This is a genomic window from Nonomuraea sp. NPDC059023 (genome assembly GCF_042740095.1).
Taxonomy (GTDB): Bacteria; Actinomycetota; Actinomycetes; order Streptosporangiales; family Streptosporangiaceae; genus Nonomuraea.
This window is the reverse complement of the sequence record NZ_JBHYIO010000010.1, coordinates 252,034-278,955: the sequence shown is the minus strand read 5'-3', so window position 1 is coordinate 278,955 and position 26,922 is coordinate 252,034. Positions and strand designations below refer to the sequence as shown.

The following is a 26,922-nucleotide window of genomic DNA, read 5'->3' as shown; positions in this document are numbered from 1 at the left end:
CCGGTTACATTCCGAACCCGGAAGTTAAGCTTCCCAGCGCCGATGGTACTGCACTCGGGAGGGTGTGGGAGAGTAGGTCACCGCCGCACAAAAACGCAGGGGAAGGGGCCCGACCAATCCGGTCGGGCCTCTTCTTCTTTTTCGCGTTCCGAAGGGGCTGTCCCGCCGTCGCGGGGTGGCCCCTTTTTCGCGTTCCCCCGAGGCATCGGCGACGGCTCGCCGCCCTCCCATCAGCGTCGCCCTCCCCGACGCTTGTCAAGCGCCGGTGCGGCGAGCACCCTCCGCGGACGTGAACGGCGCAACGCGCACGGCGCCCGCCCGCCAGGGCTCGCCACCCTCCCGGCCACCTCGCCCTCCCACCCGCGTCGCCCTCCCCGACGCTTGTCAAGCGCCGGTGCGGCGAGAACCCCGCGCGGACGTGAACGGCGCAACGCGCACGGCGCCCAGCTCCGTCACGCCGCTTGTCTGGCGCCGGCTTGGGGAGAAGCTCGGGCGGGTGTGGTGAACCCGATGTGGCGCCACGCGTTCCCGTTGTCTTGGTGGGCTATGGGGTGGCTGCTGTGTTGAGGAGGGGTTCTATGCGGAACGGGATCTGGGTGGAGAGGGCGATGGTGGAGTCGGTGCGTTGGACGGCGGGGGAGGCCAGGACTGTGGCGATGATCTCCTGGAGGTGTTCGGTGCTTTTCGCCACCACTCGGCACAGCAGGTCGTGCTGGCCGCTGGTGCCGTGGACCTCCAGGATCTCCGGGATCGTGTGTAGCGCCGCCACGGACTCGGTCAGCCGGCCCTGGGCTATCTGGAGCCACACGAACGCCAGGATTGGGTAGCCGACCCTGGCGGGTTCGACCGTGGGGCCGAAGTCGGTGATCACGCCGCGGGTTGTCAGCTTTTCCACGCGGGCCTGGACGGTTCCTCTGGCCACCCCCAGGAGGCGGGCCAGTTCGGTGAGGCCGATGCGGGGGTGTGCCCGCATGGTCGTCAGTAGGCGGGCGTCCAGTTCGTCCATGCGTCTACCCCTGTGCGATTCGACCAGGGATCGAGGCTGTCCCTGTATGAAGCGGAGCCTATCTGGCGTTCGGCTGTGCGTTTCGGTTACGAAGGACATGTCTCGTGGTCTGTGCGGAATGACTAGCTTTTGTGGATGCTGGCGGGCGATGTGAGGCGGATCGTGCAGTCCAACTGCTCGCTCTTGCCAGCGAATCAGGAAATTGCTGTCATGTGGACATGTTCGAGGAAGCACAGTACTTCGCCCCGGTCGAGACGCAGGGAGATGGCTCGGTCGTGGTCGAGCTTTCGCAGTCGCATCCGGGGTTCGCCGATCCGGTCTACCGGGCGCGGCGTAACGCGATCGCGGGCCTGGCCGTGAACCATCGGCGGGGGATGCCGATTCCGGCCGCCGAGTACACCGAGGAAGAGCACGGCATCTGGGCGCTGGTCGCGGGGGAGCTGGCCAGCAAGCACAAGCGCTACGCCACCGAGGAGTACCTGGAGGGAACTGCTCGGCTCGGCCTGCCGTACGAGCGGATTCCGCAGTTGGAGGAAGTGAGTGAGCTGCTGGAGCCGCTCACGGGGTTCCGGTATCTGCCGGCGGCGGGGCTGGTGCCGCTGCGGGAGTTCTATGGGGTGCTGGCTGATGGGCTGTTCCACTCCACTCAGTACATTCGCCATCATTCCGTGCCGTTCTACACGCCTGAGCCTGATGTCATCCATGAGGTGATCGGGCATGCCAACGCACTCGCGCACGATCGGTTCGCGGCGCTTTACCGGCTGGCCGGGGAGGCGGCTCGTAGGGTCGAGGGGGACGAGGCGCTGGAGTTCGTGTCCAAGGTCTTCTGGTTCACGATGGAGTTCGGCGTGATGGCGGAGCGGGACGAGCTGCGCGCCTACGGGGCGGGGATTCTGTCGTCCTATGGGGAGATCGAGGAGTTCCGCGGGATGCAGATCCGGCCGCTCGATCTGCGTGACATGGGGCAGACGGAGTACGACATCACGAAGTACCAGGATGTCCTGTTCCGGGCGGAGTCCATGCGGCATCTGGAGGACGTGGTCGGGGAGTTCTGGGCCACCTGCGACGACGACTCGATCGCGAAACTTACCCACGTCTAGCAGTCCCCGTGATTTATCACGATAATGCGTGACAAATCACGGGGGAGAGTGGGATACGTGTGGTGGCGAGTGTTCGCGGCCTCCGCACTCGTCCTGCCCACCAGCCTGTACGGCCTGCCGCCCGTCCACCAAAGACCCCCCGCTCGGCACCCACACACGACCCGAGCAGCCCCGTTGATCGGCCCCACCCGCCCATCCACCCAAGAGGATCGCGGTACGCAGCCGGACGGAACCCAAGCGCCCCCGCCGGACGGAACCCGGGCAATACAGGCCACACCGCCGCCCAAGGAAGGCACGGACGCGCAGGAGCCCAAGCCGCCCCCGCTCAACCCCAAGACGATCACCAAGCGGCTGAACCGCTACCTGGCCGGCCGCCCAGGTCCGGTAACCGCCACCGTCAAGGACCTGGCCACCGGCCGCGTCTACCGCTACCACAAGGGCGAGCGCCTCATCACCGCCAGCACCGCCAAGGCGCTCATCCTGATGGCCCTGCTCCGCAAGACCCCGTGGCGCAAGCTGGACAAAGCCACCCGCCACGACGCCGACATCATGATCCGCTACAGCGACAACCACGCGGCCGACCGGCTCTGGACACGCATCGGCGGCGCCGCCGGCTTCACGAAGGCGGCCAGAAAGTTCGGGCTGCGGCACACGAGCGGCGTGGCCGGAGACTGCCTCGACCTGTACTGCTGGGGCATCACCAGGACCTCGGCCGATGACCAGGTCAAGCTCATGAACGCGCTGGTGTCGAAGAAGAGCCCACTCCCGGAGAAGGAGCGCGAGCGAGTGCTCAAGCTGATGGGCGCGGTGATCGACGGCCAGAACTGGGGCGTGAGCGCGGGCGCGTGCAAGGGCCAGGGGACAGCGCTGAAGAACGGCTGGCTCAAGCGGGTCTCCACCAAACGCTGGGCCGTGGTCAGCGTGGGCCTGATCGGCAGAAGGTACGCGGTGGCGGTCCTGACCGAGGGCAGCACGCAGGTGGGCGACGGCATCGCCACGGTAGAAGGCGTGGTCACCCGGATCCTGCGCTCATTCAGAAAGTGCTAGGGCGTCACCAGGCGATAGCCCACACCCCTGACCGTCTGGATGAGCTGATCGTCCTCGTCGCCGAGCCGCGCGCGCAGCCGTTTGACGTGGACGGCGATGGTGTTGGTGGACGTGGCGTCGGTGGCGTTCCACACGTGCCGCATGATCTGCTCGCGCGTCACCGTGCGGTCGGCGTTGCGCATCAGGTAGTGCAGCAGCTCGAACTCACGCAGCGGCAGGTGTACGGCTCGCCCGCCCACCCGCACCTGGTAGGCGCGTACGTCGAGCTCCACCTCACCCACCCGCAGCAGCGTGCGCGACTCGGGAGAGGCGGCCTGCACGAACGGGAGCAACTCCAGCACCCGGTACGGCCGGGCCACGCAGGCCGCCGCTCCCGCCGCCAAAGCCTGTACGGCCTGCTCGGCATGCCCTTCGCCGACGCCGAGCAGTACGGGAACGGCTCGCGTCAGCCGTACTGCTCGCACGAACTCCACGGCGCTGATGACCGGCAGGGTCGCCGAGACCAGCACCACATCTGGCCTGAGAGCTCCAGCTTGGAGCAACGCCTGCGCGCCGTCGCTGACTCCGGCGACGGTCACGCCCTCGCGTTCGAGCGCGGTGGCCAGCTCCTGGACGATGCTCTCGTCGGGATCGGCCACCAGCAGCACGGGCGCCGTACGAGTGTCCCCGTGCACCTCGGATGCCGTCTGCTGGTGGGCCATCAGCCGAATCGTCCGGTGATGTAGTCCTCGGTGCGCTTGTCAGAGGGGTTGGTGAAGATGCGGCTGGTCTCGTCGAACTCCACCAGGCGGCCGTGCCGTACGCTCTGCTCGTCCACTTCGGCGGTGAAGAACGCCGTGCGGTCGGACACGCGTGCGGCCTGCTGCATGTTGTGCGTCACGATCACGATCGTGTAGTCGCGCGACAGCTCCTGCATCAGATCCTCGATCTTGGTGGTGGCGATCGGGTCGAGGGCGGAGCAGGGCTCGTCCATGAGGATGACCTCGGGCCGGACCGCGATCGCGCGGGCGATGCACAGTCGCTGCTGCTGGCCACCGGACAGGGACAGGGCGTTCTGCTTGAGCTTGTCCTTGACCTCGTCCCAGAGGGCCGCCTGGGTGAGCGCCTGCTCGACCAGGTCGTCCATCTTGCCCTTCATGCCGTTGACGCGGGGGCCGTAGGCGATGTTGTCGTAGATCGACTTGGGGAAGGGGTTCGGCTTCTGGAAGACCATGCCGATCCGGCGGCGTACCTCGATGGGGTCGACGTGGTCGCCGTAGAGGTCCTCGCCGTGGTACATGATCGAACCGGCGGCACGGGCGCCCGGGATGAGGTCGTTCATCCGGTTGAAGCAGCGCAGCACCGTGGACTTGCCGCAGCCGGACGGACCGATCATGGCGGTGATCTCGCGGTTGCCGATGGTCAGGTCGACTCCGCGGACGGCCTCGTAGTCGCCGTAGAAGACGCTGAGATTCGAGACGGTGAACACCGGGTCCAGGGCCTCGATGTTCCGGGGGGCCTCCGGCCCGCGAACGGTGATGTTCGGCATGATCTCGGTCATTTCTTCCTTACCACCGCTTCTGGTAGCGGTTACGGAGCCAGATGGCCGCTGAGTTCATCAGCAGCAGGATCGCGAGCAGGACCACGATGGCCGCCGCGCCCACGACCTGGACCTCGGGACGAGAGTTGGTGATCAGGTTGTAGATCTGGACCGGCAGAACGGAGAAGCTGCTGCTCAGCCCGTCAGGGTTGAAGCGGACCAGCGTGGCCGCACCGAGCAGCAGGAACGGCGCCGCCTCGCCGATCGCGCGAGACAGCGCCAGGATGGAACCGGTCGCGATGCCGGGCACCGAAGCCGGCAGCACCTGCCGCCAGATCGTCTGCCACTGCGTGGCGCCGAGGGCCAGCGAGCCCTCGCGGATGGACGGTGGCACCGCCTTGATCGCTTCGCGGGCGGCGATGATCACGATGGGCAGCACCAGGAGCGACAGGGTGATCGCACCGGTGATCACGCTTGGGCCGAGGCCGAAGCCGCGGGAGATGACGCCGAGACCGAGGATGCCGTAGACGATCGAGGGGACCGCCGCCAGGTTGGCGATGTTCAGCTCGATCAGCCGGTTGTACCACTTGGTCTTGTCGGCGTACTCCTCCAGGTAGACCGCGGCGAGCACGCCGGTGGGCAGTGCCATGATCGCGGTCAGCGCGACCACCCACAGCGTGCCCATGATGCCCGACAGCACACCGGCCGTCGCGGCGTTGACCGACCGCAGCGACGGGAAGTTCTGGATGAGGTTCAGGTCGAGACGCTGCCAGCCCTGCGTCACCACGTAGACGAGCAGGACCACCAGGAAGATCATGGCGATGGCCAGGCTGGCGAGCAGGGCGATCCGGAACAGGTGCTCCTTGAGCGGCCTGCCCTGGCTGGCCAGCCGTACGGTCGAGGCAGGTGTGGACAGGATTGCCATCAGTCGTACACCTCGCGGTACTTCTGCACCATCCGGGCGCTGAACCAGTTCATCGCGAAGGTGATGATGAACAGCAGCGAACCCACGGCGAAGATCGTCTTGTAGGGGATCGAGCCGGTCGAGAGGTCACCGGCGCCGGCCTGGGCGATGAAGGCCGCCATGGTGGCCATCTCGTTCGTCGGGTCGAAGGTGAAGATCGACTTGAAGCCGCCCGCGACCGCCACGATCATCGTCTCGCCCGCGGCGCGGGAGATCGCCAGGATGATCGCGGCCACGATGCCGGAGAACGCCGCGGGCACCACGACGCGGACCGAGGTCAGCATCTTCGAGGCGCCCAGCGCGAAGGAACCCTCGCGCAGGCCGTTCGGCACCGCCGCCATCGAGTCCTCGGCGAGGGAGGCGACGATCGGGATGATCATGATGCCGACGAGCAGGCCGGCCGAGAGCGCGTTCTTCGCCTCAAGGTTCAGGAAGGGGAAGATGTCCTTCAGCAGCGGAGTGAGGAAGGACAGCGCGAAGTAGCCGAAGACGACGGTCGGCACACCGGCCAGGATCTCGAGGACCGGCTTGAAGAACTTGCGGACGCCCGGCTTGGCGTACTCCGAGAGGTAGATCGCCGCGGCCAGGCCCAGCGGCACCGCCACGATGACGGCGATCAGCGTGATCTCCAGCGTGGCCACGACGATCGGCCAGACGCCGAACGTGGCCGGCTTGATCAGCGGGCCCCAGTTGGTCGAGCCGAAGAACTGGGCGAGGCTGACCTCTCCGAAGAACTCGATCGTGGGCTCGACGAGCGAGTAGATGATGCCGACGGTGGTCGCGATGGAGACCAGCGCCGCCGCCAGAAGCAGCGCCTTGACGATCGCCTCTCCGTAACGCGGGCGCGACCGCGCCAGGGACCTTCCGGTCCCCGGTGCGGTCGCCTGGTGCTGAGCAGCCATCAGTCCGCCTTCAGCGCCGTGATGTCACTCTTGAGCTTGGCCTCCTGCTCGGCGTTGAGCGGGATGAACTTCGCCTCCTTGGCCAGCGAGCCGATGTTGGCGCTCAGGTAGTCGAGGAAGGCGCCGACCTCGGGCCGCTTCACGGCCGTGGCCGACGGGTAGACGAACAGCGAGCGAGCCAGCGGGGTGTACTTGCCACCCTGGGCGGCCTCCACGCTGGGGGCGACACAGCCGCTGCCGGAGTCGATCTCCACGGCGGTCAGCTTGTCCATGTTCTCTTCGTAGTAGGTGAACCCGAAGTAGCCCAGGCCACCCTTGGCGCCGGCGACGCCGTTGACGATGTCGTTGTCGTTCTCGGAGGGGCTGTAGTCCTTGCGGCTCGCGCCCTCCTCACCGTTGATCTCGTCGGTGAAGTAGTCGAACGTGCCGGAGTCGGCGCCCGGGCCGTAGAGCTTCAGGGCCTCGGCGGGGAACTTGGCGTCGACGTCCTTCCAGGTCTTGACCTTGCCCTCGGCGGCGGGCTCCCACATCTTCTTGAGCTGCGCCGTGGTCAGGCACTTGGCCCAGGTGTTCTCCTTGGGCACCACGACGGTCAGGGCGTCGGTGGCCACCGTCAGTTCGGTGAACTTGATGCCCTTGCCCTCGCAGAGGGTCTTCTCCTCGTCCTTGATCGGGCGGGAGGCGTTGGAGATGTCGGTCTCGCCGGCGCAGAACTTCTCGAAGCCACCACCGGTGCCCGAGGTACCGACCGGAACCTTGACCTGCGGCTGCTCCTCGCCGAACGCCTCGCTCGCAACCGAGATGAGCGGGGCGACGGTGCTGGAACCGTCGATCTTGATCTCGCCGCTCAGGCCCGCGGGGGGCTCGGAGGCGCCGGCCGAAGAGGGGGCGGAGGCCTCGGGGCTGGTGGCCGCTGTGTTACCGCCGCCGCCACAGGCCGCCGCGAGGGAAACGACGAAGGCGGCCGTCGCCACCGCGCTGAGGCGGCGCTGTCCACTGGTCACGGTTTGTGTCCTTCTCGTATGGAGATCCTTGCTTGCTACGTGACCGATAAAACTTGGGGAAAGTGAACGGAAATGAAACGAGTCGTGACCGGCGACGGAAGTCGTGCCTCGCCTCGTGTGAATAGCTCCTCAAGCGGCATGCTTGACCCCATGACCTACCGCGTATGCCTGGTGTGCATGGGAAACATCTGTCGCTCGCCTATGGCCGAGGTGGTCCTGCGGGCCACGCTGGCCGAGCACGGACTGGACGAAGTGGTGGTGGACAGCGCCGGAACCGGTGACTGGCACGTCGGCGGGCCCATGGACCAGCGGGCCGCGCAGACGCTGGCCGAGCGCGGCTACGACGGCTCCGCCCATCGGGCCAGGCAGTTCACCGGGGATTGGTTCAGCCGTTACGACCTGGTGCTGGCCATGGACACGGCCAACCTGCGGGCGCTCAGGCGGCTCGCGCCCGCCGGGCAGGAAGTCAGGTTGTTCCGCTCGTTCGACCCGTCCGCGCCGGCGGAGGCGGAGGTGCCCGACCCCTACTACGGCGGCCAGGATGGCTTCGACGAGGTGTTGCGGCAGGTCAAGGCGGCTTCGGAGGGTCTTGCCAAGCACTTGGCCGACGAGCTCCGGTGAGAGTGGTCGAGCGGCTCGGCTCCTCGCACGGATGGCGGCTGGAGCGGGGTTTCCTGGCTGACGGGCGCGAGGTCTTCGCCAAGTCCGGAATTGTTTCCCCTTTGTTCACTTCCGAGGCGGCCGGACTGCGGTGGCTGGGCGAGGTGATGGACGTGCCCGAGGTGATCGAGGCGGGCGCGGACCGGCTCGTACTGTCCTGGGTACCGACCGAGCCGCCCACTCCGGCCGCGGCCGAGCGTTTCGGGCGGAGGCTCGCACGGATGCACCGCGCGGGGGCCGACGCTTTCGGCGCGCCGTGGCCGGGGTTCATCGCCGAGCTCCCGATGGACAACTCGCCCGCGCCCGACTGGCCCGCCTTCTATGCCGCGCGCCGCGTTCTTCCCTTTGTACGGCAGGCCGCCGCGTTGACCGCCGGCGACAGAGACCGGGTGGAGCGGGCCGTGGCGATGTTTCCGGAAATTTCCGGGCCTGCGGAGTCGCCGGCGCGGATCCACGGCGACCTGTGGAGCGGGAACCTGCTGTGGTCCGGCGGGACCGGGGTGCTCATCGACCCGGCGGCGCATGGCGGGCATCGGGAGAGCGATCTGGCCATGCTGGATTTGTTCGGCGTGCCGTACCTGGACCGGATTCTTGGGGCTTATCAGGAGGAGCACCCGCTCGCGGACGGATGGCGGGAACGGGTGCCCCTGCACCAGTTGCATCCGCTGCTGGTGCATGTCGTGCTTTTTGGCGAGAGCTACCGGGGGCAGCTGATGCGCGCCGTGGACCGGCTTCTGGGGTGATCAGGCGTTGAGGTGGTTCAGGACCGCGTCGTGGAGCGCGCCATTCGTGCACACGAGGCTGCCGCCTTCGAGGCTGGGCGCGCCGGCGACGTCGCTCCACCGCCCGCCGGCCTCCTCGACGATCACCGTGAGCGCCGCCATGTCCCACGGCGACAGCTCCGGCTCGGCCGACAGGTCGACGGCGCCCTCGGCGACCATCATGTGTGACCAGAAATCGCCATACGCCCTGGTACGCCAGCAGGCGCGGTTCAGGTCGAGGAAGTTGTTGAGCTTGCCCTGCTTCTCCCAGCCGCCGAAGCTGGAGTAGGAGAACGAGGCGTCACCCAGATCGGTCACCGCCGAGACCCGCATGCGGCTGGCCTTGGTGAGGCTCTTGCCGGTCCACGCGCCGCCGTCCCTGGCCGCCCACCAGCGCCGGCCGAGCGCGGGCGCCGAGACGAGCCCGACGACGACCTCGCCGTGGTCCATGAGCGCGATGAGCGTGGCCCAGACGGGCACGCCGCGCACGTAGTTCTTGGTCCCGTCGATCGGATCGATGATCCACGATCGGGCGCCCCAGCCGGTCCGCCCGAACTCCTCGCCCACCACGGCGTCGCGCGGACGGGCCCGCCGCAGCGTGCCGCGGATCGCCTCCTCGACCGCCCGGTCGGCGTCGCTGACCGGCGTGAGGTCCGGCTTGGTGTCGACCTTGAGATCGACCGCCTTGAACCGCCGCAGGGTCATGTCATCGGCGGCGTCCGCCATGACGTGCGCGAGGCGTAGATCGTCGTTGTAACCCGTCACGATGAGCCACGCTACCGTGCCGGGCACACGCCGCATCAGAGGCCGATTCCCCCTTTCTTACTGACATTCCCCACCATTTGCCGCAACTCTGGACGTGGTGTCAGGTGTTACTGGTGAGTAGCATTGCGGTATGTCTTTTGATGTGGGCGCCTTCATGCTCCAGACCGTGCCGTTCGCGAACACCCTCGGGGTCGTCTTCGACAAGGTGAGCGACGGGTACGCCCTGTGCCGCCTGCCCGACCGTGCCGACCTGCACAACCATGTGGCGGGACCGCATGCCGGGGCCCTGTTCACGCTGGCGGAGTCGGCGTCCGGGGCGGCCATGCTGTCGGCGCTGGGCGACCAGCTGTCGCGCGCGGTGCCGCTGGCCACCGGGGCGACCATTCGGTACCGGAAGCTGGCCATGGGCGAGGTGAGGGCCGAGGCGCGGCTTCAGGTCGAGCGGGACGAGGTGGTGGGGCGGTTGGACGCGGGGGAGCGGCCGGAGTTCGAGGTGGCGGTGGAACTCAAGAACGCCGAGGGCGTCCTGGTCAGCGAGATGACCGTCTCCTGGACCCTCCGCCCCAACCGCTGACCCCACCCTCCACCAGGTCCAACCGCCGCCACCCGTTGAGCTCCTCCCGCCAACCTCAACCGCGGCCATGCCTTGAGTTCCACTCGACCCAGCTGGTGGGCTCCTGCCGCAGTCAGGCGAGCTGCTCCCGGGGCGCCACCCACGTGGTGGGCTCTCGTCGCGGGGCTCGTTTGATGGGTGGTGCGGGCCGAACGGCGGTTTGCCCCGGTGTGGGTGATCACGGGAGGGTGAGGATGGCCTTGCCCCGGACTTCGCGGGACAGCAGGGCCTTGGCCGCGACGGTGGCCTGGTCCCACGGGCCGCGCCAGCCGATCTCGACCTCCAGCTCGCCCCGCTCCAGGAGCGTGAGGAGGTGGGCGAGGTCCGGGCCGAAGGGCGCGCTTACGTTGAAGTTCTCGATCCGGCCGCGTGCCGAGGCGGAGCCCGCCCGTTCGAAGTCGATCAGCGTCGGCTGTTTCGCGGCCCGGCCGATGGCCTGGACGACGCCGTCGTCCTCCAGCCGGTAGAACGCCTCGGCCAACTGCTGGCCGCCGACGGTGTCCAGCACGCCGTACACGCGCTCGGTCAGGTCTGTGGGGCCGCTGACGATCTCGGCGGCGCCCAGCGCGCGCAGGCCCTCCGCACGGGCCGGGCTGCTCACCGACGCGATCACCCGCGCCCCCTCACGAGCAGCGAGTTGTACGGCGAAGCGCCCCACCCCGCCCGCCGCCCCGGTAACCAGGACCCGCCGCCCGGCGATCGGGCCGAGCCGCCGCACCGCCTGCACGGCCGTCACCCCCGCCACCGGCAACGCCGCGGCCACCCCCAGATCCACGGAGTCGGGAACCACCGCGAGCTCGGCGGTGTCCACGGCCCGCAACTCCGCCCAGGCCCCCGACCACCCGAAACTCACCACCCGCATGCCGACGGACGGCCCCGACCCGTCAGCGGCCGCCTGTACGACCACACCAGCGGCGTCCCACCCCGGCACCCGCCGCGACCGAGGATCGTGATAGGCCACCTCACCGAAGTTGAGCGACACCGCCGACACCCGGATGAGCACCTGAGACGCGGTGGGCACGGGCTCGGACACGGTGGCGATGGACAGTTCCGGATTGAACATCAGCGCTTTCATCATGCCGAGAACCCTGCCACCCACCCCTCACGACCCACGCACACCCCACGCACGACCCCACGATCCCTGCGGCTGGTGACCGCCCAAGCCCCGGCCCACACCGTTGGCCGCCCGAGTGCGCACCTTGTCGGCCGGCAGACACCTCACACCGGGCCCTTGGCAGCCCCGGGCTCTCTGGGTGTCCCGGCTCTGGCCCCACTCCACTCGGCTGCCACGGCTCGCGCTCTGGACCGCCCGTTCTCGGCTCGGCGAGGGGGAGTTAATCGGTGGAGGGTTCGGGGTCGCGGGTGGCGAGGAGGCGGCGGAGGCTGTCGAGGCGGGCCGGGTCGGCGTGGCCGTCGGCGACCCAGGCGTCGAGTGCGCAGTCGGGGCCGCGGTGGGTGCAGCCCTTGGGGCAGTTGACGGTGACCTCGATGAGGTCGGGGAAGGCGGCCAGCACGGTTTCCACCGAGATGTGGGCCAGGCCGAAGCTGCGTACGCCGGGCGTGTCGATGATCCAGCCGCCCTCGGGCAGTTCCAGTGCCACGGCGGAGGTGGAGGTGTGGCGGCCGCGGCCGGTCACCGCGTTCACGTGGGAGACGGCCCGGTTCGCGTCCGGTACCAGGACGTTGACCAGGGTGGACTTGCCCACGCCTGAATGGCCCACCAGCACGCTGACGCGACCGGTCAGGTGGTCGCGTAGTTCCTCCAGTGAGCCGCCCTTGTGGACGACGACGTGGGGGACGCCGAGCGGTTCGTACAGGGAGAGCAGTTCGTCCGGCGGCGCCAGATCCGACTTGGTCAGGCACAGCAGGGGCTCGATGTCGGCGTCGAAGGCGGCCACCAGGATGCGGTCGATCATGCGCGGCCGGGGCGGCGGCTCGGCCAGGGCGGTCACGATGACCAGCTGGTCGGCGTTGGCCACGACCGGTCGCTCGATGCCGTCGGTGTCATCGGTGTCGTCGGCGGAACGGCGCAGCATCGAGGTGCGGGGTTCGACGCGGACGATGCGGGCAAGGGTGTCGGGTTCACCGGATACATCGCCTACGATCGCCACCCGGTCACCCACGACAATGCCTTTACGCCCGAGTTCACGCGCTTTCATCGCGACCACCAGACGGCGAACGGGCTTGGCCTTCTTACGGCCCCGGCCCCCGGACGCGGCGGGCGCCGCCTCCACCAGCGTCGTGTAGCGGCCCCGGTCGACGGCGACCACGAAGCCCTCGACGGCGTCCTCGTGGGCAGGACGGATCCGGGTCCTCGGCCGCGAACCCTTACCCGGCCTGACCCTGACGTCGTCCTCGTCGTATTCCCGCCGTTTCAGCGGTCTACTCCCCCCAGCATCTCCCCCCACATGCGGGTGAACTCCGGCAGGGTCTTACCCGTTGTCGCGATGTTCTCCACTTCGACACCGGGCACCGCCAGCCCGATGACCGCTCCGGCGGTGGCCATGCGGTGGTCGGCGTAGCTGTGGAAGACGCCGCCGTGGAGCGGGCGCGGCCGTACGATCAGGCCGTCGTCGGTTTCCTCCGCGTCGCCGCCCAGGCGGTTGATCTCGGTGACGAGCGCCTCGATGCGATCGGTCTCGTGGCCGCGGATGTGGGCGATCCCGCGCAGCCTGCTCGGCGTGGTGGCCAGGGCGGCCAGCGCGGCGATCGTGGGCGTCAGCTCGGACACATCACGCAGGTCGGCGTCAATCCCGATGATCTGCCCACCGCCCGTGCTGGTGAGGGTGAGGCCGGCCACGCCTTCGCCGGTTGGTGTCAGGTCGATGGTGGCGCCCATCCGGGTGAGCAGGTCGCGCAGGACGTCGCCCGGCTGGGTGGTGTTCAACGGCCAGTCGGGGATGGTGACCGAGCCGCCCGCGACCATGGCGGCGGCCAGGAACGGCGCCGCGTTGGACAGGTCGGGCTCGACCGTCGTCTCCCGTGCCGCGATCGGGCCGGGGGCGACTCGCCACACGTCGGGTTCCGTGTCGTCGACGCTCACGCCCGCTGCCCTGAGCATCTGGACCGTCATGAGGATGTGGGGCTGCGAGGGGACCGGCGGGCCGGCGTGCCTGATCGTGACGCCCTTTTCGAAGCGGGCTGCCGCCAGCAGCAGCCCTGAGACGAACTGGGATGAACCCGACGCGTCTATCGTCACCTCGCCGCCGCTCAGCGGGCCTCGGATGGTGAACGGCAGCGCGTCGTTGTCGATCGTCGCCCCCAGGGCGCGCAGCGCGTCGAGGATGGGGCCCATCGGGCGCTTACGGGCGTGGGCGTCGCCGTCGAAGCGCACCTCGCCGTCGGCCAGCGCCGCCATCGGGGGTACGAACCGCATCACCGTGCCGGCCAGGCCGACGTCGATGCTCGCGCCGCCGGTGACGGGGCCGGGGGTGACGCGCCAGTCGACGCCCGCCGGGGTTTCGGCCACCGCCTCGAAGCCCGCTCCGAGCGCGCGCAGGGCCGCCACCATGAGGTCGGCGTCGCGGCTGCGCAGTGCCTGGCGGACCAGGCCTGGCCCGTCGGCGAGCGCGGCCAGCAGGAGCGCGCGGTTGGTCACCGACTTGGAGCCGGGCAGGGCGACGGTGGCCGCGACGGGGGCGGTCGCGACCGGGGCTGGCCAGTGCTGAGCGGGCATGGTCAAAGACTACTGGCAGCCGGTACGGCAGGCCGCAGCCTGTGGATGGAGGCGCGGACGCCGGGAGAGCCTGTGGACAACACCTCCGGGCAAGGGGCGGGGCGCTTGGGTGGACGAGGCGGGAGGAAGGCGTCGAGGGAGGACGTGGGCGGGAGGAGGGACAGCGGGGGGAGGCGGGACAGCGGGGGGAGGAGGCGAGGGAGGAGGGACAGCGGGGGGAGGAGGCGAGGCGTGAGGGAGGTTGGTGTGGGGGTGGCGTTGGGGAGGGCGGCGGTGTGTTGTGGGCCTGGCATTCCGCAAAAAGGGCGATGCGTCCGCCGAGCACCCAACCCCGAACATGGCAGGGTGGTGCTATGTGCGGTAGATACGCCTCGGCGCGGAAGAAGCACGAGCTGCTGGAGGAGTTCCAGGTCGAGCTCGACGCCGAGCCCGACAAGGAGCTGAGCCCCGACTACAACGTGGCCCCCACCAAGCAGGTCTACGCCGTCCTGAGCCGCGTGCCCGAGGAGGCCGAGCGGGAGGTCAGGCAATTGCGGGTGGTCAAGTGGGGCCTGGTGCCCGTATGGGCGAAGGACCCCTCGGTGGGTTCCCGGATGATCAACGCGCGGGCCGAGACGCTGGCCGAGAAGCCGGCCTACAAGCAGGCCTTCGCCAAGCGGCGCTGCCTGATCCCGGCCGACGGGTACTTCGAGTGGATGCCGGTAGAGGGCGACAAAAAGAAGAAGCAGCCCTACTTCATCCATCCCGAGGACGGCGGGGTGCTGGCGATGGCCGGGCTGTACGAGTTCTGGAAGGACAAGACGCGCGCGGACGACGACCCGCTGAAGTGGCTGGTCACCTGCACGGTCATCACGACGGACGCCGAGGACGACCTCGGCCACATCCACGACCGGATGCCGATGATGATCGAGCGCGAGCGGTGGGCGGAGTGGCTCGACCCGAAGCTCACCGACACCTCGACGGCCCAGGGGCTGTTGATCCCGGCGCAGTCGGGCCGGCTGGTTGCGTACCCGGTGTCCACAGATGTGAACAATGTCCGGAACAACGGGCCGGACCTCATCAAACCCCTGCCTGACCCCGGAGAAAGCGGACTTTTCTAGAAGGTGTAAGAACCACGCCAAGTGGGCATCCGGTGGAAAAGCGATGCGACCGTTCACTCGGTGTCACCGCCACATTCACCCCCTATTTGCGCAGGGCGGGACCACCGGGGAGTCTCGCCAGGCTCCCCTCACCTGCCCGGAGGTGCGGATTCGTGGACCACACGACCGCTCGTGAACGCCTGGACAGCATGCTCGCCGAGCTCGACCGCTCCATCAGGGTCCTGACCGGCGAGCCCGTCGCCGTGCGTGAGCGTTCGGCGGCCGACGCCGGGTCCGATCTCACCGAGGCCGACCGCGCCCAGGCCATGCTCGACGCGGCCGTCGCGCAGCGCCGCGCCGTCGTGAACGCGCTCAGGCGCATCGACGACGGCGTCTACGGCGAATGCGTCGACTGCGGCAAACCGGTCCCGGAAGGACGCCTGGAGGCCCGCCCAGAGGCCGCGCGCTGCGTGCAGTGCCAGTCGAAGCAGGAGCGGCGCCGCTAGGACTTGCGGGCGCTGGCCACCAGGTGGATGCCCACGGTGTCGTTGTCGTCGGGGTGCGCCTCCAGTTCGGTACGCACCAGCCAGGCCAGCGACCGGGAGTCGGAGCCGAGCACGTGGTCGACGGTCGAGGGGGACAGGACGGTGCGCGGCCGTACCCACTCGACCTCCAGGCCCGCGCCCATCAGCAGCTCGCGCAGCTGACCACTGCTGAAGCAGCGGGTGATGCCGCCGTCGGGCCAGGGTACGAGCATGACCTCGCCCGTCTGGCGCAGGTGCTGCCACTGGCCCTGCTCGGCCAGGATCGCCATGCCCAGGACCAGCGAGTCGACGCACAACAGCGCGCGCCCGCCGGGGCGCAGCACGCGGGCCACGTCGGACATCGCCGACTCGGCCATGAGCTCCACCGACATGGCGCGCTCCTCGGCGAGCACCGCGTCCACGCTCTCGTCGGGCAGGAAGGACAGGTCGTCCGAGCGCACCTGGCGGACTCTGACGTCGCGCAACCTGGCCTGGTCGGCGGTTCTGCGGAAGTCGACGACCTCGATCACCTTGTGGCCGGCGCGCGCGGCCTGGCCGGACCAGCGTCCGCGCCCGCCGGACAGGTCGAGGATCACCGAGGGCTGGCCGGGAAGCCACCTGCTCAGCTGTTCCGCGACGACCGCGCGATAGAACGTCCAGTACGGCCCGAGGGTCCCCGAGCCGTTCAGTTCCTCGGCCGGAATGGGCAGCACACGCGACTCCTGGGTTCCGGGACAATGGCTACCAACCGGTACGTATTCATTTTCCCCGCACCGGGTTGTTCGTCACCTTCTATCTTGCGGGAACAGACGCGGGCGCGGGTGGGTTGAGTCGAGCATGCTCGCAGTTGCAGGTCGTCCACAGCCACCGTCACCCGGCCCCAGTGACCGGCGACTTGGTGCCAAGCAGGTATTCTCCCCTGAGTACGGTGTACCGCCACAGCCGGCCACCGGTGATCTTAGGGGGGTGGGTCCGGTGCCCGCGACAGGCGCGGAGACTCTGGAGCAGCGCAGTGAGCGGTTCGAGCGCGACGTCATGCCGTACCTCGAGCAGCTCTACTCCGCCGCGCTCCGGATGACCCGGAACCCGGCGGATGCGGAGGACCTGCTTCAGGAGACCTTCGCCAAGGCGTTCGCCTCGTTCCATCAGTTCCAGGAGGGCACGAACCTCAAGGCGTGGCTCTACCGGATCCTGACCAACACGTTCATCAACAGCTACCGCAAGAAGCAGCGGGAGCCGAAGCAGTCGGGCACCGAGGAGATCGAGGACTGGCAGCTCGCGCGCGCCGAGTCCCACACCTCGTCCGGCCTGAAGTCCGCCGAGGTGGAGGCGCTTGAGCACCTCCCCGACGGGGACATCAAGCAGGCGCTCGCGGCGCTGCCCGAGGAGTTCAGGATCGCGGTCTACCTCGCCGACGTCGAGGGGTTCCCCTACAAGGAGATCGCCGACATCATGGGCACCCCGATCGGCACCGTGATGTCCCGGCTGCACCGCGGCCGCAGGCAGCTGCGGAACCTGCTCGAGGACTATGCTCGCGACCGTGGCCTTGTCCCTGCGGAGGGGTCGAAATGAGCTGTGGAAACCCGCATGACACCGACTGTCGTGAAGTGCTGGACAAGGTCTACGCCTACATCGACGGGGAGCTCGGCGAGGGCGACTGCGTCGACATCCGGGTGCACCTCGACGAGTGCGACCCGTGCCTCAAGGAGTACGACCTCGACAAGGTCGTGAAGCAGCTCGTGGCCAAGCACTGCGGTTGTGATCCGGTGCCGGCCGATCTGAGGTCGAAGGTGCTCGGCCGTATCGAGCAGGTCCGGGCGGAGCTGTCCGACTAAGATCTTCCCCATGCGCGTGGTGGTCACCGGAGGAGCCGGTTTCATCGGGTCGAATCTCGTCGACCGCCTGCTGGGCGACGGCCATGACGTGGTCGCCGTGGACGACTTCTCCTCCGGTAGCCGCGCGAACCTGGCCGGCGCCCTGACGCACGAGCGCTTCCGGCTGTGCGAGCTGGACATCCGCGACCCCGCGATGATCGCGCTCGGCGCGGAGTGGAAGCCCGAGGTGATCTGTCACCTGGCCGCGCAGATCAGCGTCCGCAGGAGCGTGGCCGACCCGGTGCACGACGCGCGGGTCAACGTCGAGGGCACCGCGTCGGTGCTGGCCGCCGCGCGCGAGGGTGGCAGCCGCAAGGTGGTGTTCGCCTCCTCCGTCGCGGTGTACGGCCGGCCGCCCGCGATCCCGGTTCCCGCCGACGCCCCGGCCGACCCCCGCTCGCCGTACGCGGCGTCGAAGCTCAGCGCCGAGACGTATCTGTCGACCTTCCACGCCCTGTACGGCCTGGAGTACACCACGCTCGTCCTCTCCAACGTCTACGGCCCGCGCCAGTCCCCCGACGGCGAGGCCGGCGTGGTCGCCATCTTCACCGACGCCCTGCTCAACGGCGTGCCCACGGTCCTCTACGGCGACGGCACCCAGACCCGCGACTACGTCTTCGTGGACGACGTGGTCGACGGCTTCGTGCGCGCGTGCGGCGCCGACGGCAACGCGTGCCGCTTCAACCTGGGCACCGGAATCCAGACCACCGACCGCCGTCTGCACTCGCTCATCGCCGACGCGGTGGGCGCCCAGGACAAGCCGGGCTTCGCGCAGCCCAGGCCGGGCGACCTGCCGGCCATGGCCGTGGACCCGGTGCCCGCCTACGACGGGCTCTCCTGGCAGCCCGCGAGTGACCTGGCCAGTGGCCTGCGCGCCACAGTCGATTGGAGGCGGAGTTGCCGCAGGTAGTGGCTTGATTACGCTTTGCTTGCGATTCTCGACTCCACCCGTTTCAGCACGTCAACTTCTGTAGCGTGAATCACAGAATTCGACGTGGAGGAAGTGGATGTTGAAGGTTTCGACCGCCCGGCTGATCACGGCGCTCGTGCTGATCACACCGGTCGTTCTCCTCTTGGCGACCGGCGGGGGCGGTGGCGCCCTCCCGCCCGGAGTCTCCTGGACCTGAGCTCCAAAGGGGAGCCGCAATGCGTGATCTCTCGTGGCCTGCGAAGGTCTATCTGTTCGCCGTGATCGGCGCGGCGACCGCGCTGTTCGCCCACAGCCTGATCACCAAGGGGCAACTGGTCGCCTCGGAGAGCCTCGGCATCCTGCTCGTGCTCGCGCTGCTGTTCCTGGTGTGCGAGTCGATGCCGACGCTGCTCAACGTGGAGCAGTTCGCCGTGTCGGTGAGCTTCTCGGCCGCGCTGGCCGCGGTGGTGCTCATCGGGATGGAAGGGGCCGCGCTGGTCGGCCTCACGGCGGTCCTGAGCGTACGGCCCGGCCTGCCGTTGATCAAGCGGCTGTTCAACGGCGCCCAGTTCGCCCTGTGCGGCTATGCGGCCGGATGGGTCTACCAGCAGTTAGGCGGAGTCTCCGGGGTCCCGCAGGTCAACGCGTTCGACGACCTGATCGGCCCCTACGCGGCGGCCACGGCCGTCTTCGTGCCGCTCAACATCGTGCTGACGCTCACCATGATCTCGCTGGCCACGCAGGTGAGCGCGGGCGAGGTGCCGATGCGGGGCATGGTGCAGTTCCTGCTGACCTATCTCGGCTACGGCACGTTCGGCCTGCTGGTGGCGGGGTTGTGGGCGACGATCCAGTCGATCTCCGCGGTGCTGGTGCTGCTGCCGCTGTTCGTGGCCAGGTGGGCCTTCGGCCAGTACCACGCGCAGCAGCGCTCCTACGACGCCACGATGGCCGCGCTGTGCCAGGCCGTCGAGACGAAGGACTACTACACCCGCGGCCACTGCACCCGCGTCTCGCTCGCCTCCACCATGATCGCGCAGGAGATCGGCATGGGCATGGACCGGCTGCGGGCCATCCGCTACGCCGGCATGCTCCACGACGTCGGCAAGCTGGGCGTGCCCACGAAGGTGCTGCAGAAGGAGGGCCCGCTGACCGAGGAGGAGTTCGCCGCGATCCAGCTTCACCCGATGCGGGGCCTGGAGATCGTGCGCGGCATCGACTTCCTCGACGAGGCCTTCGCCGGGATCATGCACCACCACGAGCGCCATGACGGCAAGGGTTACCCGATGGGGCTGGCCGGGCCGGAGATCCCGGAGTTCGCCCGGGTCATCGCGGTGGCCGACGCGTTCGACTCGATGACCTCCGACCGCTCCTACCGGGGCGCGCGCCCGGTCGAGGTGGCGGTGGACGAGCTGGAGCGGGGCGCGGGCACCCAGTTCGACCCGGTCATGGTGGCGGCGTTCATCAAGGCGCTGGAACGCAACCCGTGGCAGCCGCAGCGCCGTGTGGATCCGCCGCCCGAGGACGCCGCCACGATCAAGGACCACGACGACCCGACCATGCCGATCCAAGTTGTGACGGGCCAATGAAACGCGACCCAATGAAGCGCGCATTTCAGGGCTTGGACTCCGGGCAGTTGCTGCTGATCTGCGCCGCCGGGCTGGTGGCCGTGGCGGGGGTGGCGCACACCGCGGCGGTCGGGCTCGACCGCCCGGAGGTGGCCATCGGCTTCGGCGCGTTGATCGCGGTCGGCGAGCTGGCCCGGCTGACCATGCCGGGCAACCGGGAGGTGGCCCCGATCGGCGCCGCCGCCGCGCTCGGCTACACACTCCTGCTCGACCTGGCCACCAACCCGCTGCGCCACTCGGCGCTGCAGGTGGTCGCGGTGATCGCGGTCGGCATGATGGCCGGCGCGCTGCCGCATCTGGCGGTGGGCCGCCCGCCGCGCCTCGACGCGATGGCCAGGCGGCTGCTGACCGGCGCGTTGCTGGCCTTCGCCTTCCGCCCGCTGGCCGGCACCCTGCACGAGCTGACGCTGGGCGACCGCGGCACCTGGTGGCCCGCGCTGACGGTGATGGTCACGCTGATCGCGCTCACCCTCGGCATCGACGTGCTGATCGCCGCGATGCTCCGCGCCGAGCAGGTGCGCACCGCGTTCAAGGTGGCGGTCAGCGACGAGGTCCGCACCGCGTTCCCGCTGGGCGCGGCGGTCGCCGCCTCCGGCGTGCTGCTCGCGCTGGCCTCTCACAGCATGGACCTGGTGGCGCTGGTCGTCTTCGCCGCGCCTCTGCTGGTCACGCAGGTCGCCTTCCGCAAGTACGCCGGCATCCGCGCCACCTACCTGCAGACGGTACGCGCGCTGTCGCGGGTGACCGAGGTGGGCGGCTACGTCGAGCCCGGCCACTCCCGCAGGGTGAGCCGCCTGTCGGTGGCGATCGGCCGCGAACTGGGCATGTCCGAGCCGGAACTCCTGGAGCTGGAGTACGCGGCGCTGATGCACGACATCGGCCAGCTGTCCCTGCGCGACCCGATCCCGGGCGGCGCGACCGTGCTGACCGACCCCGAGCAGGCCAGGCGGATCGCCGAGCTGGGCGCGGAGGTCATCAGGCAGACCGGCGTGCTGGACCGCGTGGCCGACGTGGTGCGCCGCCAGTGCGACCCGATCGACGAGGATCCGCCGCTGTCGAGCCGCATCATCAAGGTGGCCAACGCCTACGACGACCTCGTCGGCGGTTCGACCGACCGCGACCGCGCCGGTGCCGCACTCGAACGGCTGCGCCTGGCGGGCGGCTCGGAGTACGACGCCGCCTGCATCGGCGGGCTGGCCCGCGTGGTCGACCGGGCGCCTGCCCACCGGATTTAGGGGGGTCGGGGCGGAGATCAGGAGGGTTTCCGGCCTCGTACAAAGTGGCGGGCCGTTCGGGGGGATATAGCGCCTCTCTTGGCCCTCGCCTTTGTGTGGTTTCTACAGAACACCCTCCCGGGATCGGTGGTTTTGCGGAGAAGGGGTGGCTGAGGGCGCGGTCGTAGGGTGGGCGCGTGCTTACAGCGACCCTGGGGACCCTGGGACCCGTTCTGATCGCCAACAGAGGCGAGATCGCGCGGCGCGTCATCCGCACGGTCCAGCGCCTGGGCCTGCGCGCTGTCGCGGTCTACTCCGAGGCCGACGCCGATCTGCCGTTCGTCACCGAGGCCGACGAGGCGGTGCTGCTCGGCCCCGCCAATCCCGCGCAGTCCTATCTCGACGTGGACAAGGTGCTCGCGGCGGCCCGGCGGACGGGGGCGCGTGCCGTACATCCGGGATATGGCTTTCTCGCGGAGAACGCGGCGTTCGCCCGCGCGGTGACCGAGGCCGGGCTGGTGTGGATCGGACCCGCGCCCGAGGCGATCGAGCGGATGGGCGACAAGATCAACGCGCGCAACCTGATGGAGGCGGCCGGTGTGCCGGTGGCGGCGGGCACCCGCGAGCCGGCCACCGATCTTGAGCTGGCGGTGCTGGCGGCGGCCGAGATCGGCTATCCGGTCATGGTGAAGACGGCCGGTGGCGGTGGCGGCATCGGGATGAGCGTCGCGCACGACGAGAAGGGACTGGCCAAGGCGTTCGAGCAGGCGTCCAGGGCGGCGGCGCGCTTCGCCGGCGCGGCCACGGCCGGTGGCGAGGGCGACGTTCTGGCCGGTCCGGCGATCCTGCTGGAGCGCTATATCGAGCGGGCCCGCCACGTCGAGGTGCAGATCCTCGGCCTGCCCGACGGCCGCGTCGTGGCGCTGGGCGAGCGCGACTGCTCGGTGCAGCGCCGCCACCAGAAGGTCGTGGAGGAGTCCCCGTCGCCGGGCGTCACGCCCGAGTTGCGTGAGCGCATGCTGGCCGCCGCGGTGCGGGCCGGCGAGGCGGTGGGATATCTGGGCGCGGGCACCGTGGAGTGCCTGGTCGACGCCGACAAGCAGGACTTCGTCTTCCTGGAGATGAACACCAGGCTGCAGGTGGAGCATCCGGTCACCGAGCTCGTCACCGGCCTCGACCTGGTGGAGCTCCAGCTACGGGTGGCTGCGGGCGAGAACCCCGAGGTGCGCCCAGAGCCGCGCGGCCACGCGATCGAGTTCCGCGTCTATGCCGAGGATCCCAAGCGCTTTTTCCCCGGACCTGGCAAGATCACGGTCTGGCGGGAGCCGGCCGACGCCCGGGTCGACTCCGGCTACGTGGAAGGCAACACGGTCACCCCGTTCTACGATCCCCTCATGGCCAAGCTGTGCGTGTACGGCGACAGCCGCGCGCAGGCCATCGAGCGGGCCAAGGACGCGGTCGCCGGGTTCGCCGTCGAGGGCCCCAAGAACAACCTGCCGTTCTGCGCGGAACTGCTGGACAACGCGGAGTTCGTCAGCGGGGACTACGACACGGGTCTGGTCGGGCGTATGCGCGCATAGCGCACGTGACATGGTTGGATCGTCAGGAAGAGGGGAGCACCCGTGGCCGAGGTATACGCGGAGATGGTGGCGAACGTCTGGAAGGTCGTCGTCAAGGAGGGCGACACCGTCGAGGACGGCGACACGCTGGTCATTCTCGAGTCGATGAAGATGGAGATCCCCGTCCTCGCCGAGGACTCCGGCGTGGTGGCGCAGCTCAAGGTCGCCGAGGGTGACGTGATCCAGGAAGGCGACCTGATCGCCGTCATCGAGTAGCGCGCTCCATGAACCGTTCGCGGTCGACGACGACCCGCTCGATGGTGCCCTGCCCGACCAGCGTGGTGCGGTCGCGGGCGACGAAGCTGAAGACCAGTCGCCGGCCGTCGACCGCGGTGAGCTCGGTGCTGATCTCGACGTGGGTGCCGACCGGGCTGGCCGCCAGGTGGTCGAGCTGGACGCGGGTCCCGACCGACGTCTCGCCCGCGCCCAGATGCGGGCGTACGGCCTGCAACGTGGCCATCTCGGCCAGCGCGAGCAGCCGCGGCGTGGCCAGCACCGGCACGTCACCGCTGCCGATCTTGGCGGCCGTGTCCTCACGCTCGACCATGATGAGCAACTGGGAACGGAGACCGGGAGCGAGCGTCATGGCCTCAGCCTACTGGTGGTGCTGATGGGGCCCAGATCTCCGGGAAACGCGGACAAGGTCCATCAGAAGGCCGCAGGATAGGGTTTGTACGGCTTGTGGCATATGAGTGGCGTGTGGGACGCCAGGGTCATACACTCTCGAAGTTCCGTGACCTCTGTGTTACCCCGCTGCGACACAAGTTCGCTTTGTTGGTGTCTGGGGTTGGAGAGGCAGGGGGTACCGGGGGAGACATGGTCGCGCAAGGGACGACGCTGGCGGGGAGGTATCGCCTCGACACCCGCATCGGCGCCGGTGGCATGGGCGAGGTCTGGCGTGGGGAGGACATCGTCCTCGCGCGGACCGTCGCTGTCAAAGTGCTGCTCCCAGGTCGGATGGACGACCCCGGCTTCGTGGCCCGCTTCCAGGGCGAGGCACGAGCCATGGCCACGATCAACCACCCGGGCGTCGTGGACGTCTACGACTACGGAGTCAGCGGCGACACCGTCTACCTGGTGATGAAGTTCGTCGACGGCGAACCGCTCGACCGCCTGTTGATCCGCCTCGGCCGGATCGCGCCAGAACCGGCGATGGAGCTCATCGCGCAGGCGGCCTCCGCGCTGCAGGCCGTACACGACCAGGGCATCGTGCACCGGGACGTGAAGCCGGGCAACCTGATGGTCCAGCGCGACGGCACGCTCGTGCTCACCGACTTCGGCATCGCCCGCTCCGACGTGGCCAACCGGCTCACCGACGCCGGCATGGTGCTCGGCACCGCCGCCTACTGCGCGCCCGAGCAGGCCGAAGGCGCCCCCGTGACCCCCGCGGTCGACATCTACGCGCTCGGCGTGGTCGCCTACGAATGCCTCGTCGGCCAGCGCCCCTTCGACGGCGACAGCGCGGTCACGATCGCGCTCAAGCACATCAGGGAAGCTCCGCCACCACTGCCCGCCGAGATCCCGCCGGCCGTGCGCGCGCTGGTGGAGAAGGCGCTGTCCAAGGACCCGGCCAGGCGTTTCGCCAGCGCCGCCGAGATGAGCCGCGCCTCCCGCCAGGTCGCCGCCGGCGAGGTGCCCGACGTGGTCACCGGCGCCACGATGGCGCCACCGGTCGAGGCGTACCAGACGGGAGCGGTCCAGGGGCCGCCCGCCGCGCCGTCCGACGACAACACCACCGTCGCCCAGCCGCGCCGCGGCAACCGGCGCGCGTCCAAGGCCCGCCGCAGGGGCGGCCTGGTCGCCGCGATCGCCGTCGCCCTGGTACTCGGCGTGGGCGCGGGCGCGGTCGCGATCACCGGGATGACCACGGACGGCGACCCCGAGGCGACCACCAGCCCGATCGGCGCCGAGGTGAGCACCACCAAGCCCCCGCGGCCCAAGCCCACCAGGACCAAGCACCAGCCCGTCACGACTCCTCCCGAGGAGCCGACGCGCCAGCCGACCAGGGCGGAGCCCACCGAGGACCCGGAGCCGACCAAGACGCCCACGACGACGAAGACGCCCACGACCACGCCGTCGGCCACGAAGGGCACCAAGACGCCGTCGGCCACTCCGGCGATCAAGAAGCCGGTGCCGGGGGTGGTCAACATGAAGTACCCGGACGCCCGCAGGATCATCACGTCCGCCGGGTTCACCGTCCGCGTGGACGACCAGGAACGCGGCCAGTTCCCCGAGCGCTGCCTGACCGTCGTCGAGCAGAATCCGGGCGCCGGCGCCAAGCTGGAGCTGAAGAAGGCCGTCCTGCTGACGCTGGTCAACACCGAGCTCTGCTCCCCGACGCCGACGCCTTCCGCGACGCCGACGCCGAGCCTCAAGCAGTAGCCGCCTCAGACCCCCGTGGTGTTGCGGGGGTAGGCGATCTGCGGGTCCGTCGCGATGTTCACCATGTACGGCACGCCGGAGTCGAAGGCCCGCCGCAGCGCGGGACCGATCTCCGACGGCCTGGTCACCAGCTCGCCGCCGCCGCCCAGCGCCGTCACCACCTGGTCGTAGCGGGTCTGCGGACGCAGTTCTGCGGCCACGTCGTAGCCGTAGAGCATCTGCATCGGGTGCTTCTCCAGGCCCCAGATGCCGTTGTTGCCGCAGATCATGACGACGGGCAGGCCGTGCCGTACCAGGGAGTCGACGTCCATGAGGGAGAAGCCGGCGGCGCCGTCGCCGAGCAGCAGCACGACCTGCGAGGACGGGCGGGCCAGGCGGGCGGCGATCGAGTAGCCGAGGCCGGTGCCCAGGCAGCCGTACGGGCCGGGGTCGAGCCAGTTGCCCGGCTGCTTCGGCTCCACGTACTTGCCCGCGTAGGAGACGAAGTCGCCGCCGTCGCCGATCACCACGGCGTCGTCGGCCAGGATCTTGGCCAGTTCGCCGTAGATGCGCATGGGGTGGATCGGGTCGGAGCCGGCGGTCAGGAGGTCGGCGTCGGCGGCGACGGCCGCGGCCGCGGTCTCGGCCAGCCTGGCGGTCCAGGGGGCGTAGCGGGCGGGCTTGATGTCGGCTTCGCCGCAGGCCGTACCCAGGCTCCAGAAGACCACCGACAGGTCGCCCGCGGCCGACGCGGCCGGTTGCATGTGTGTGGCCAGTTGCGACGGCGCGTCCACGATGTGCACCACGCGCGCCAGCGAGGTTCCGTTCTTGCCGCCGAACCAGCCGTATCCCAGGCGGAAGTCGAGCGGGGTGCCGACCACGATGACCAGGTCGGCCTCGCCGAACGCCTGTCCGCGGGCGCGCGTGACCAGCAGTTCGTGGCCGGCGGGCAGGATGCCGCGGCCCTGGCCGTTGAGGATCACCGGCAGCTTCCACGACTCGGCGAAGTCGCGGGCCGCCTCCTCGGCGCGGTCCATCCACACGTCGGAGCCGAGCACCAGCACCGGCCGCTCCGCCTCGCCGATCAGCCGGGCGATCGCCGCGACGGCATCCGGATCCGGCTCCAGCGGCGACGGGGTCTGGGTGTCGGCGGCGTGCGCCGGCGAGGGGGAGAACAGGTGGTCCATGGCGAAGTCGATGAACACCGGGCCGCGGTGCGGGGCGATCGCCGTGCGGAAGGCCATCTCGACGTCCTGGCCGATCGAGTCGGGGCCGGTGGCGGTGAAGGCCAGCTTGGTGATCGGTTCGAGCAGCGGAGGATGGTTCAGCTCCTGGAGCGCGCCGCTGCCCCAGCGCGACTGCGGGGCCCGGCCGCCCATCACGACCAGGGGCGAGCCGTTGAAATGCGCGGTGGCGACGCCGCTGACACCGTTGGTGATGCCGGGGCCGGCGGTCAGCACCGCCAGGCCGGGCTTGCGGGTGAGCCTCGCCGTGGCCTCGGCGGCGAAGACGGCGCTCTGCTCGTGGCGTACGTCGAGGATCCGCATGTCCTCGTGCACCGCGCCGTCGTACAACGGAAAGACGTGGCCTCCGGAGAGGGTGAACATGGTCTCGATGCCATAGGCCTTGGACACGGCGACGGCTGCGTCACCGGCATGCTTCGCGGACTCCATGCCGGGAACCTACCAACCAGTCACCT

The 26,922-nt window shown here is 69.5% G+C and carries 28 protein-coding genes and 1 rRNA gene; 16 read left to right on the top strand and 13 right to left on the bottom strand.

What is annotated here, in order from left to right; translation table 11 throughout:
* Positions 1 to 89, top strand: a 5S ribosomal RNA gene (gene rrf / locus ACFWYW_RS19695); the annotation flags it as partial.
* 455 nt (positions 90 to 544) lie between these two features.
* Here rrf and ACFWYW_RS19690 read toward each other — a convergent pair.
* Positions 545 to 1,006, bottom strand: coding sequence for an Lrp/AsnC family transcriptional regulator (locus ACFWYW_RS19690; protein WP_379612251.1), 462 nt, complete (start codon positions 1,004 to 1,006; stop codon positions 545 to 547).
* Between the two features lie 218 nt (positions 1,007 to 1,224).
* Between ACFWYW_RS19690 and ACFWYW_RS19685 the strand changes: the two genes are divergently transcribed.
* On the top strand, positions 1,225 to 2,106 hold the full coding sequence (locus ACFWYW_RS19685; protein ID WP_379612250.1) for a phenylalanine 4-monooxygenase: 882 nt from the start codon (positions 1,225 to 1,227) through the stop codon (positions 2,104 to 2,106).
* Positions 2,107 to 2,280: 174 nt separating this feature from the next.
* Positions 2,281 to 3,153 carry a serine hydrolase gene (locus ACFWYW_RS19680; protein ID WP_379612248.1) on the top strand — a complete coding sequence of 291 codons (873 nt, stop codon included), beginning with the start codon at positions 2,281 to 2,283 and terminating at the stop codon, positions 3,151 to 3,153.
* On the opposite strand, the gene ACFWYW_RS19675 is transcribed toward ACFWYW_RS19680, so the two are convergent.
* The 5 genes from ACFWYW_RS19675 to ACFWYW_RS19655 are packed head-to-tail and all read right to left on the bottom strand — an operon-like array spanning position 3,150 to position 7,542.
* The gene (locus tag ACFWYW_RS19675) at positions 3,150 to 3,854 is read right to left on the bottom strand and encodes a response regulator transcription factor (RefSeq protein WP_379612246.1); all 705 of its coding nucleotides are present in this window, start codon (positions 3,852 to 3,854) and stop codon (positions 3,150 to 3,152) included. The genes ACFWYW_RS19680 and ACFWYW_RS19675 overlap by 4 nt on opposite strands.
* Positions 3,854 to 4,681 (bottom strand): phosphate ABC transporter ATP-binding protein PstB, encoded by an 828-nt coding sequence (gene pstB / locus ACFWYW_RS19670; protein WP_221341587.1) that lies wholly within the window; start codon positions 4,679 to 4,681, stop codon positions 3,854 to 3,856. Before pstB ends, ACFWYW_RS19675 begins: the two co-directional genes overlap by 1 nt.
* Before the next feature lie 19 nt (positions 4,682 to 4,700).
* Positions 4,701 to 5,597, bottom strand: coding sequence for a phosphate ABC transporter permease PstA (pstA, locus tag ACFWYW_RS19665; protein WP_379612245.1), 897 nt, complete (start codon positions 5,595 to 5,597; stop codon positions 4,701 to 4,703).
* Positions 5,597 to 6,538: a phosphate ABC transporter permease subunit PstC gene (gene pstC, locus ACFWYW_RS19660; RefSeq protein ID WP_379612244.1), complete on the bottom strand. Its 942-nt coding sequence runs from the start codon at positions 6,536 to 6,538 to the stop codon at positions 5,597 to 5,599. The genes pstA and pstC overlap by 1 nt, the downstream gene beginning before the upstream one ends.
* A complete protein-coding gene (locus ACFWYW_RS19655; RefSeq protein WP_379612243.1) occupies positions 6,538 to 7,542 on the bottom strand; it encodes a PstS family phosphate ABC transporter substrate-binding protein in 1,005 nt (334 codons plus the stop codon). Before ACFWYW_RS19655 ends, pstC begins: the two co-directional genes overlap by 1 nt.
* A gap of 150 nt (positions 7,543 to 7,692) precedes the next feature.
* Between ACFWYW_RS19655 and ACFWYW_RS19650 the strand changes: the two genes are divergently transcribed.
* On the top strand, positions 7,693 to 8,163 hold the full coding sequence (locus tag ACFWYW_RS19650) for a low molecular weight protein-tyrosine-phosphatase (protein ID WP_379612242.1): 471 nt from the start codon (positions 7,693 to 7,695) through the stop codon (positions 8,161 to 8,163).
* Positions 8,160 to 8,945, top strand: coding sequence for a fructosamine kinase family protein (locus ACFWYW_RS19645; protein WP_379612241.1), 786 nt, complete (start codon positions 8,160 to 8,162; stop codon positions 8,943 to 8,945). Before ACFWYW_RS19650 ends, ACFWYW_RS19645 begins: the two co-directional genes overlap by 4 nt.
* On the opposite strand, the gene hisN is transcribed toward ACFWYW_RS19645, so the two are convergent.
* Positions 8,946 to 9,764: a histidinol-phosphatase gene (hisN, locus tag ACFWYW_RS19640; protein ID WP_379612240.1), complete on the bottom strand. Its 819-nt coding sequence runs from the start codon at positions 9,762 to 9,764 to the stop codon at positions 8,946 to 8,948.
* Between the two features lie 94 nt (positions 9,765 to 9,858).
* On the opposite strand from hisN, the gene ACFWYW_RS19635 reads away from it, so the two are divergent.
* Positions 9,859 to 10,302 carry a DUF4442 domain-containing protein gene (locus tag ACFWYW_RS19635; protein ID WP_379612239.1) on the top strand — a complete coding sequence of 148 codons (444 nt, stop codon included), beginning with the start codon at positions 9,859 to 9,861 and terminating at the stop codon, positions 10,300 to 10,302.
* A 217-nt stretch (positions 10,303 to 10,519) separates the two neighbouring features.
* On the opposite strand, the gene ACFWYW_RS19630 is transcribed toward ACFWYW_RS19635, so the two are convergent.
* The 3 genes from ACFWYW_RS19630 to aroA all read right to left on the bottom strand — a co-directional run bounded on the left by ACFWYW_RS19630 (position 10,520) and on the right by aroA (position 14,017).
* Positions 10,520 to 11,419, bottom strand: coding sequence for a zinc-binding dehydrogenase (locus tag ACFWYW_RS19630; RefSeq protein WP_379612238.1), 900 nt, complete (start codon positions 11,417 to 11,419; stop codon positions 10,520 to 10,522).
* 256 nt (positions 11,420 to 11,675) lie between these two features.
* The gene (gene rsgA, locus ACFWYW_RS19625; protein WP_379612259.1) at positions 11,676 to 12,719 is read right to left on the bottom strand and encodes a ribosome small subunit-dependent GTPase A; all 1,044 of its coding nucleotides are present in this window, start codon (positions 12,717 to 12,719) and stop codon (positions 11,676 to 11,678) included.
* Positions 12,716 to 14,017 carry a 3-phosphoshikimate 1-carboxyvinyltransferase gene (gene aroA / locus ACFWYW_RS19620; protein ID WP_379638936.1) on the bottom strand — a complete coding sequence of 434 codons (1,302 nt, stop codon included), beginning with the start codon at positions 14,015 to 14,017 and terminating at the stop codon, positions 12,716 to 12,718. Before aroA ends, rsgA begins: the two co-directional genes overlap by 4 nt.
* A 353-nt stretch (positions 14,018 to 14,370) precedes the next feature.
* On the opposite strand from aroA, the gene ACFWYW_RS19615 reads away from it, so the two are divergent.
* Together ACFWYW_RS19615 and ACFWYW_RS19610 are read left to right on the top strand one after the other, a co-directional pair.
* Positions 14,371 to 15,117, top strand: coding sequence for an SOS response-associated peptidase (locus tag ACFWYW_RS19615; RefSeq protein ID WP_379612236.1), 747 nt, complete (start codon positions 14,371 to 14,373; stop codon positions 15,115 to 15,117).
* Between the two features lie 152 nt (positions 15,118 to 15,269).
* On the top strand, positions 15,270 to 15,602 hold the full coding sequence (locus ACFWYW_RS19610) for a TraR/DksA family transcriptional regulator (RefSeq protein WP_379612235.1): 333 nt from the start codon (positions 15,270 to 15,272) through the stop codon (positions 15,600 to 15,602).
* On the opposite strand, the gene ACFWYW_RS19605 is transcribed toward ACFWYW_RS19610, so the two are convergent.
* Entirely contained in the window at positions 15,599 to 16,333 is a 735-nt protein-coding gene (locus tag ACFWYW_RS19605) for a class I SAM-dependent methyltransferase (RefSeq protein WP_379612234.1), read from the bottom strand. The two genes, ACFWYW_RS19610 and ACFWYW_RS19605, sit on opposite strands and share 4 nt — an antisense overlap.
* 253 nt (positions 16,334 to 16,586) lie before the next feature.
* Here ACFWYW_RS19605 and ACFWYW_RS19600 point away from each other — a divergent pair, with 253 nt between their 5' ends.
* From ACFWYW_RS19600 to ACFWYW_RS19570, 7 genes are all read left to right on the top strand, one after another.
* On the top strand, positions 16,587 to 17,192 hold the full coding sequence (locus ACFWYW_RS19600) for a sigma-70 family RNA polymerase sigma factor (protein WP_379612232.1): 606 nt from the start codon (positions 16,587 to 16,589) through the stop codon (positions 17,190 to 17,192).
* A gap of 35 nt (positions 17,193 to 17,227) precedes the next feature.
* The gene (gene rsrA / locus ACFWYW_RS19595) at positions 17,228 to 17,455 is read left to right on the top strand and encodes a mycothiol system anti-sigma-R factor (protein ID WP_379612231.1); all 228 of its coding nucleotides are present in this window, start codon (positions 17,228 to 17,230) and stop codon (positions 17,453 to 17,455) included.
* Positions 17,456 to 17,465: 10 nt separating this feature from the next.
* Positions 17,466 to 18,404, top strand: coding sequence for an NAD-dependent epimerase/dehydratase family protein (locus tag ACFWYW_RS19590; protein WP_379612229.1), 939 nt, complete (start codon positions 17,466 to 17,468; stop codon positions 18,402 to 18,404).
* Positions 18,405 to 18,640: 236 nt separating this feature from the next.
* A complete protein-coding gene (locus ACFWYW_RS19585) occupies positions 18,641 to 19,990 on the top strand; it encodes an HD-GYP domain-containing protein (RefSeq protein WP_379612228.1) in 1,350 nt (449 codons plus the stop codon).
* Positions 19,991 to 20,001: 11 nt separating this feature from the next.
* Positions 20,002 to 21,264, top strand: a complete 1,263-nt coding sequence (locus ACFWYW_RS19580) for an HD-GYP domain-containing protein (protein WP_184972453.1) — start codon at positions 20,002 to 20,004, stop codon at positions 21,262 to 21,264.
* Between the two features lie 176 nt (positions 21,265 to 21,440).
* The gene (locus ACFWYW_RS19575) at positions 21,441 to 22,823 is read left to right on the top strand and encodes an acetyl/propionyl/methylcrotonyl-CoA carboxylase subunit alpha (protein ID WP_379612227.1); all 1,383 of its coding nucleotides are present in this window, start codon (positions 21,441 to 21,443) and stop codon (positions 22,821 to 22,823) included.
* Positions 22,824 to 22,865: 42 nt separating this feature from the next.
* A complete protein-coding gene (locus ACFWYW_RS19570) occupies positions 22,866 to 23,078 on the top strand; it encodes a biotin/lipoyl-binding carrier protein (RefSeq protein WP_379612226.1) in 213 nt (70 codons plus the stop codon).
* Here ACFWYW_RS19570 and ACFWYW_RS19565 read toward each other — a convergent pair.
* On the bottom strand, positions 23,068 to 23,448 hold the full coding sequence (locus tag ACFWYW_RS19565; protein WP_379612224.1) for a thioesterase family protein: 381 nt from the start codon (positions 23,446 to 23,448) through the stop codon (positions 23,068 to 23,070). The genes ACFWYW_RS19570 and ACFWYW_RS19565 overlap by 11 nt on opposite strands.
* A 230-nt stretch (positions 23,449 to 23,678) precedes the next feature.
* On the opposite strand from ACFWYW_RS19565, the gene ACFWYW_RS19560 reads away from it, so the two are divergent.
* Entirely contained in the window at positions 23,679 to 25,244 is a 1,566-nt protein-coding gene (locus tag ACFWYW_RS19560; protein WP_379612223.1) for a protein kinase, read from the top strand.
* A 5-nt stretch (positions 25,245 to 25,249) separates the two neighbouring features.
* Here the strand turns inward: ACFWYW_RS19560 and ACFWYW_RS19555 are convergent, their stop codons facing one another.
* Complete coding sequence (locus ACFWYW_RS19555) at positions 25,250 to 26,896, bottom strand: acetolactate synthase (protein WP_379612222.1); 1,647 nt, start codon at positions 26,894 to 26,896, stop codon at positions 25,250 to 25,252.
* Positions 26,897 to 26,922 lie beyond the last annotated feature (26 nt).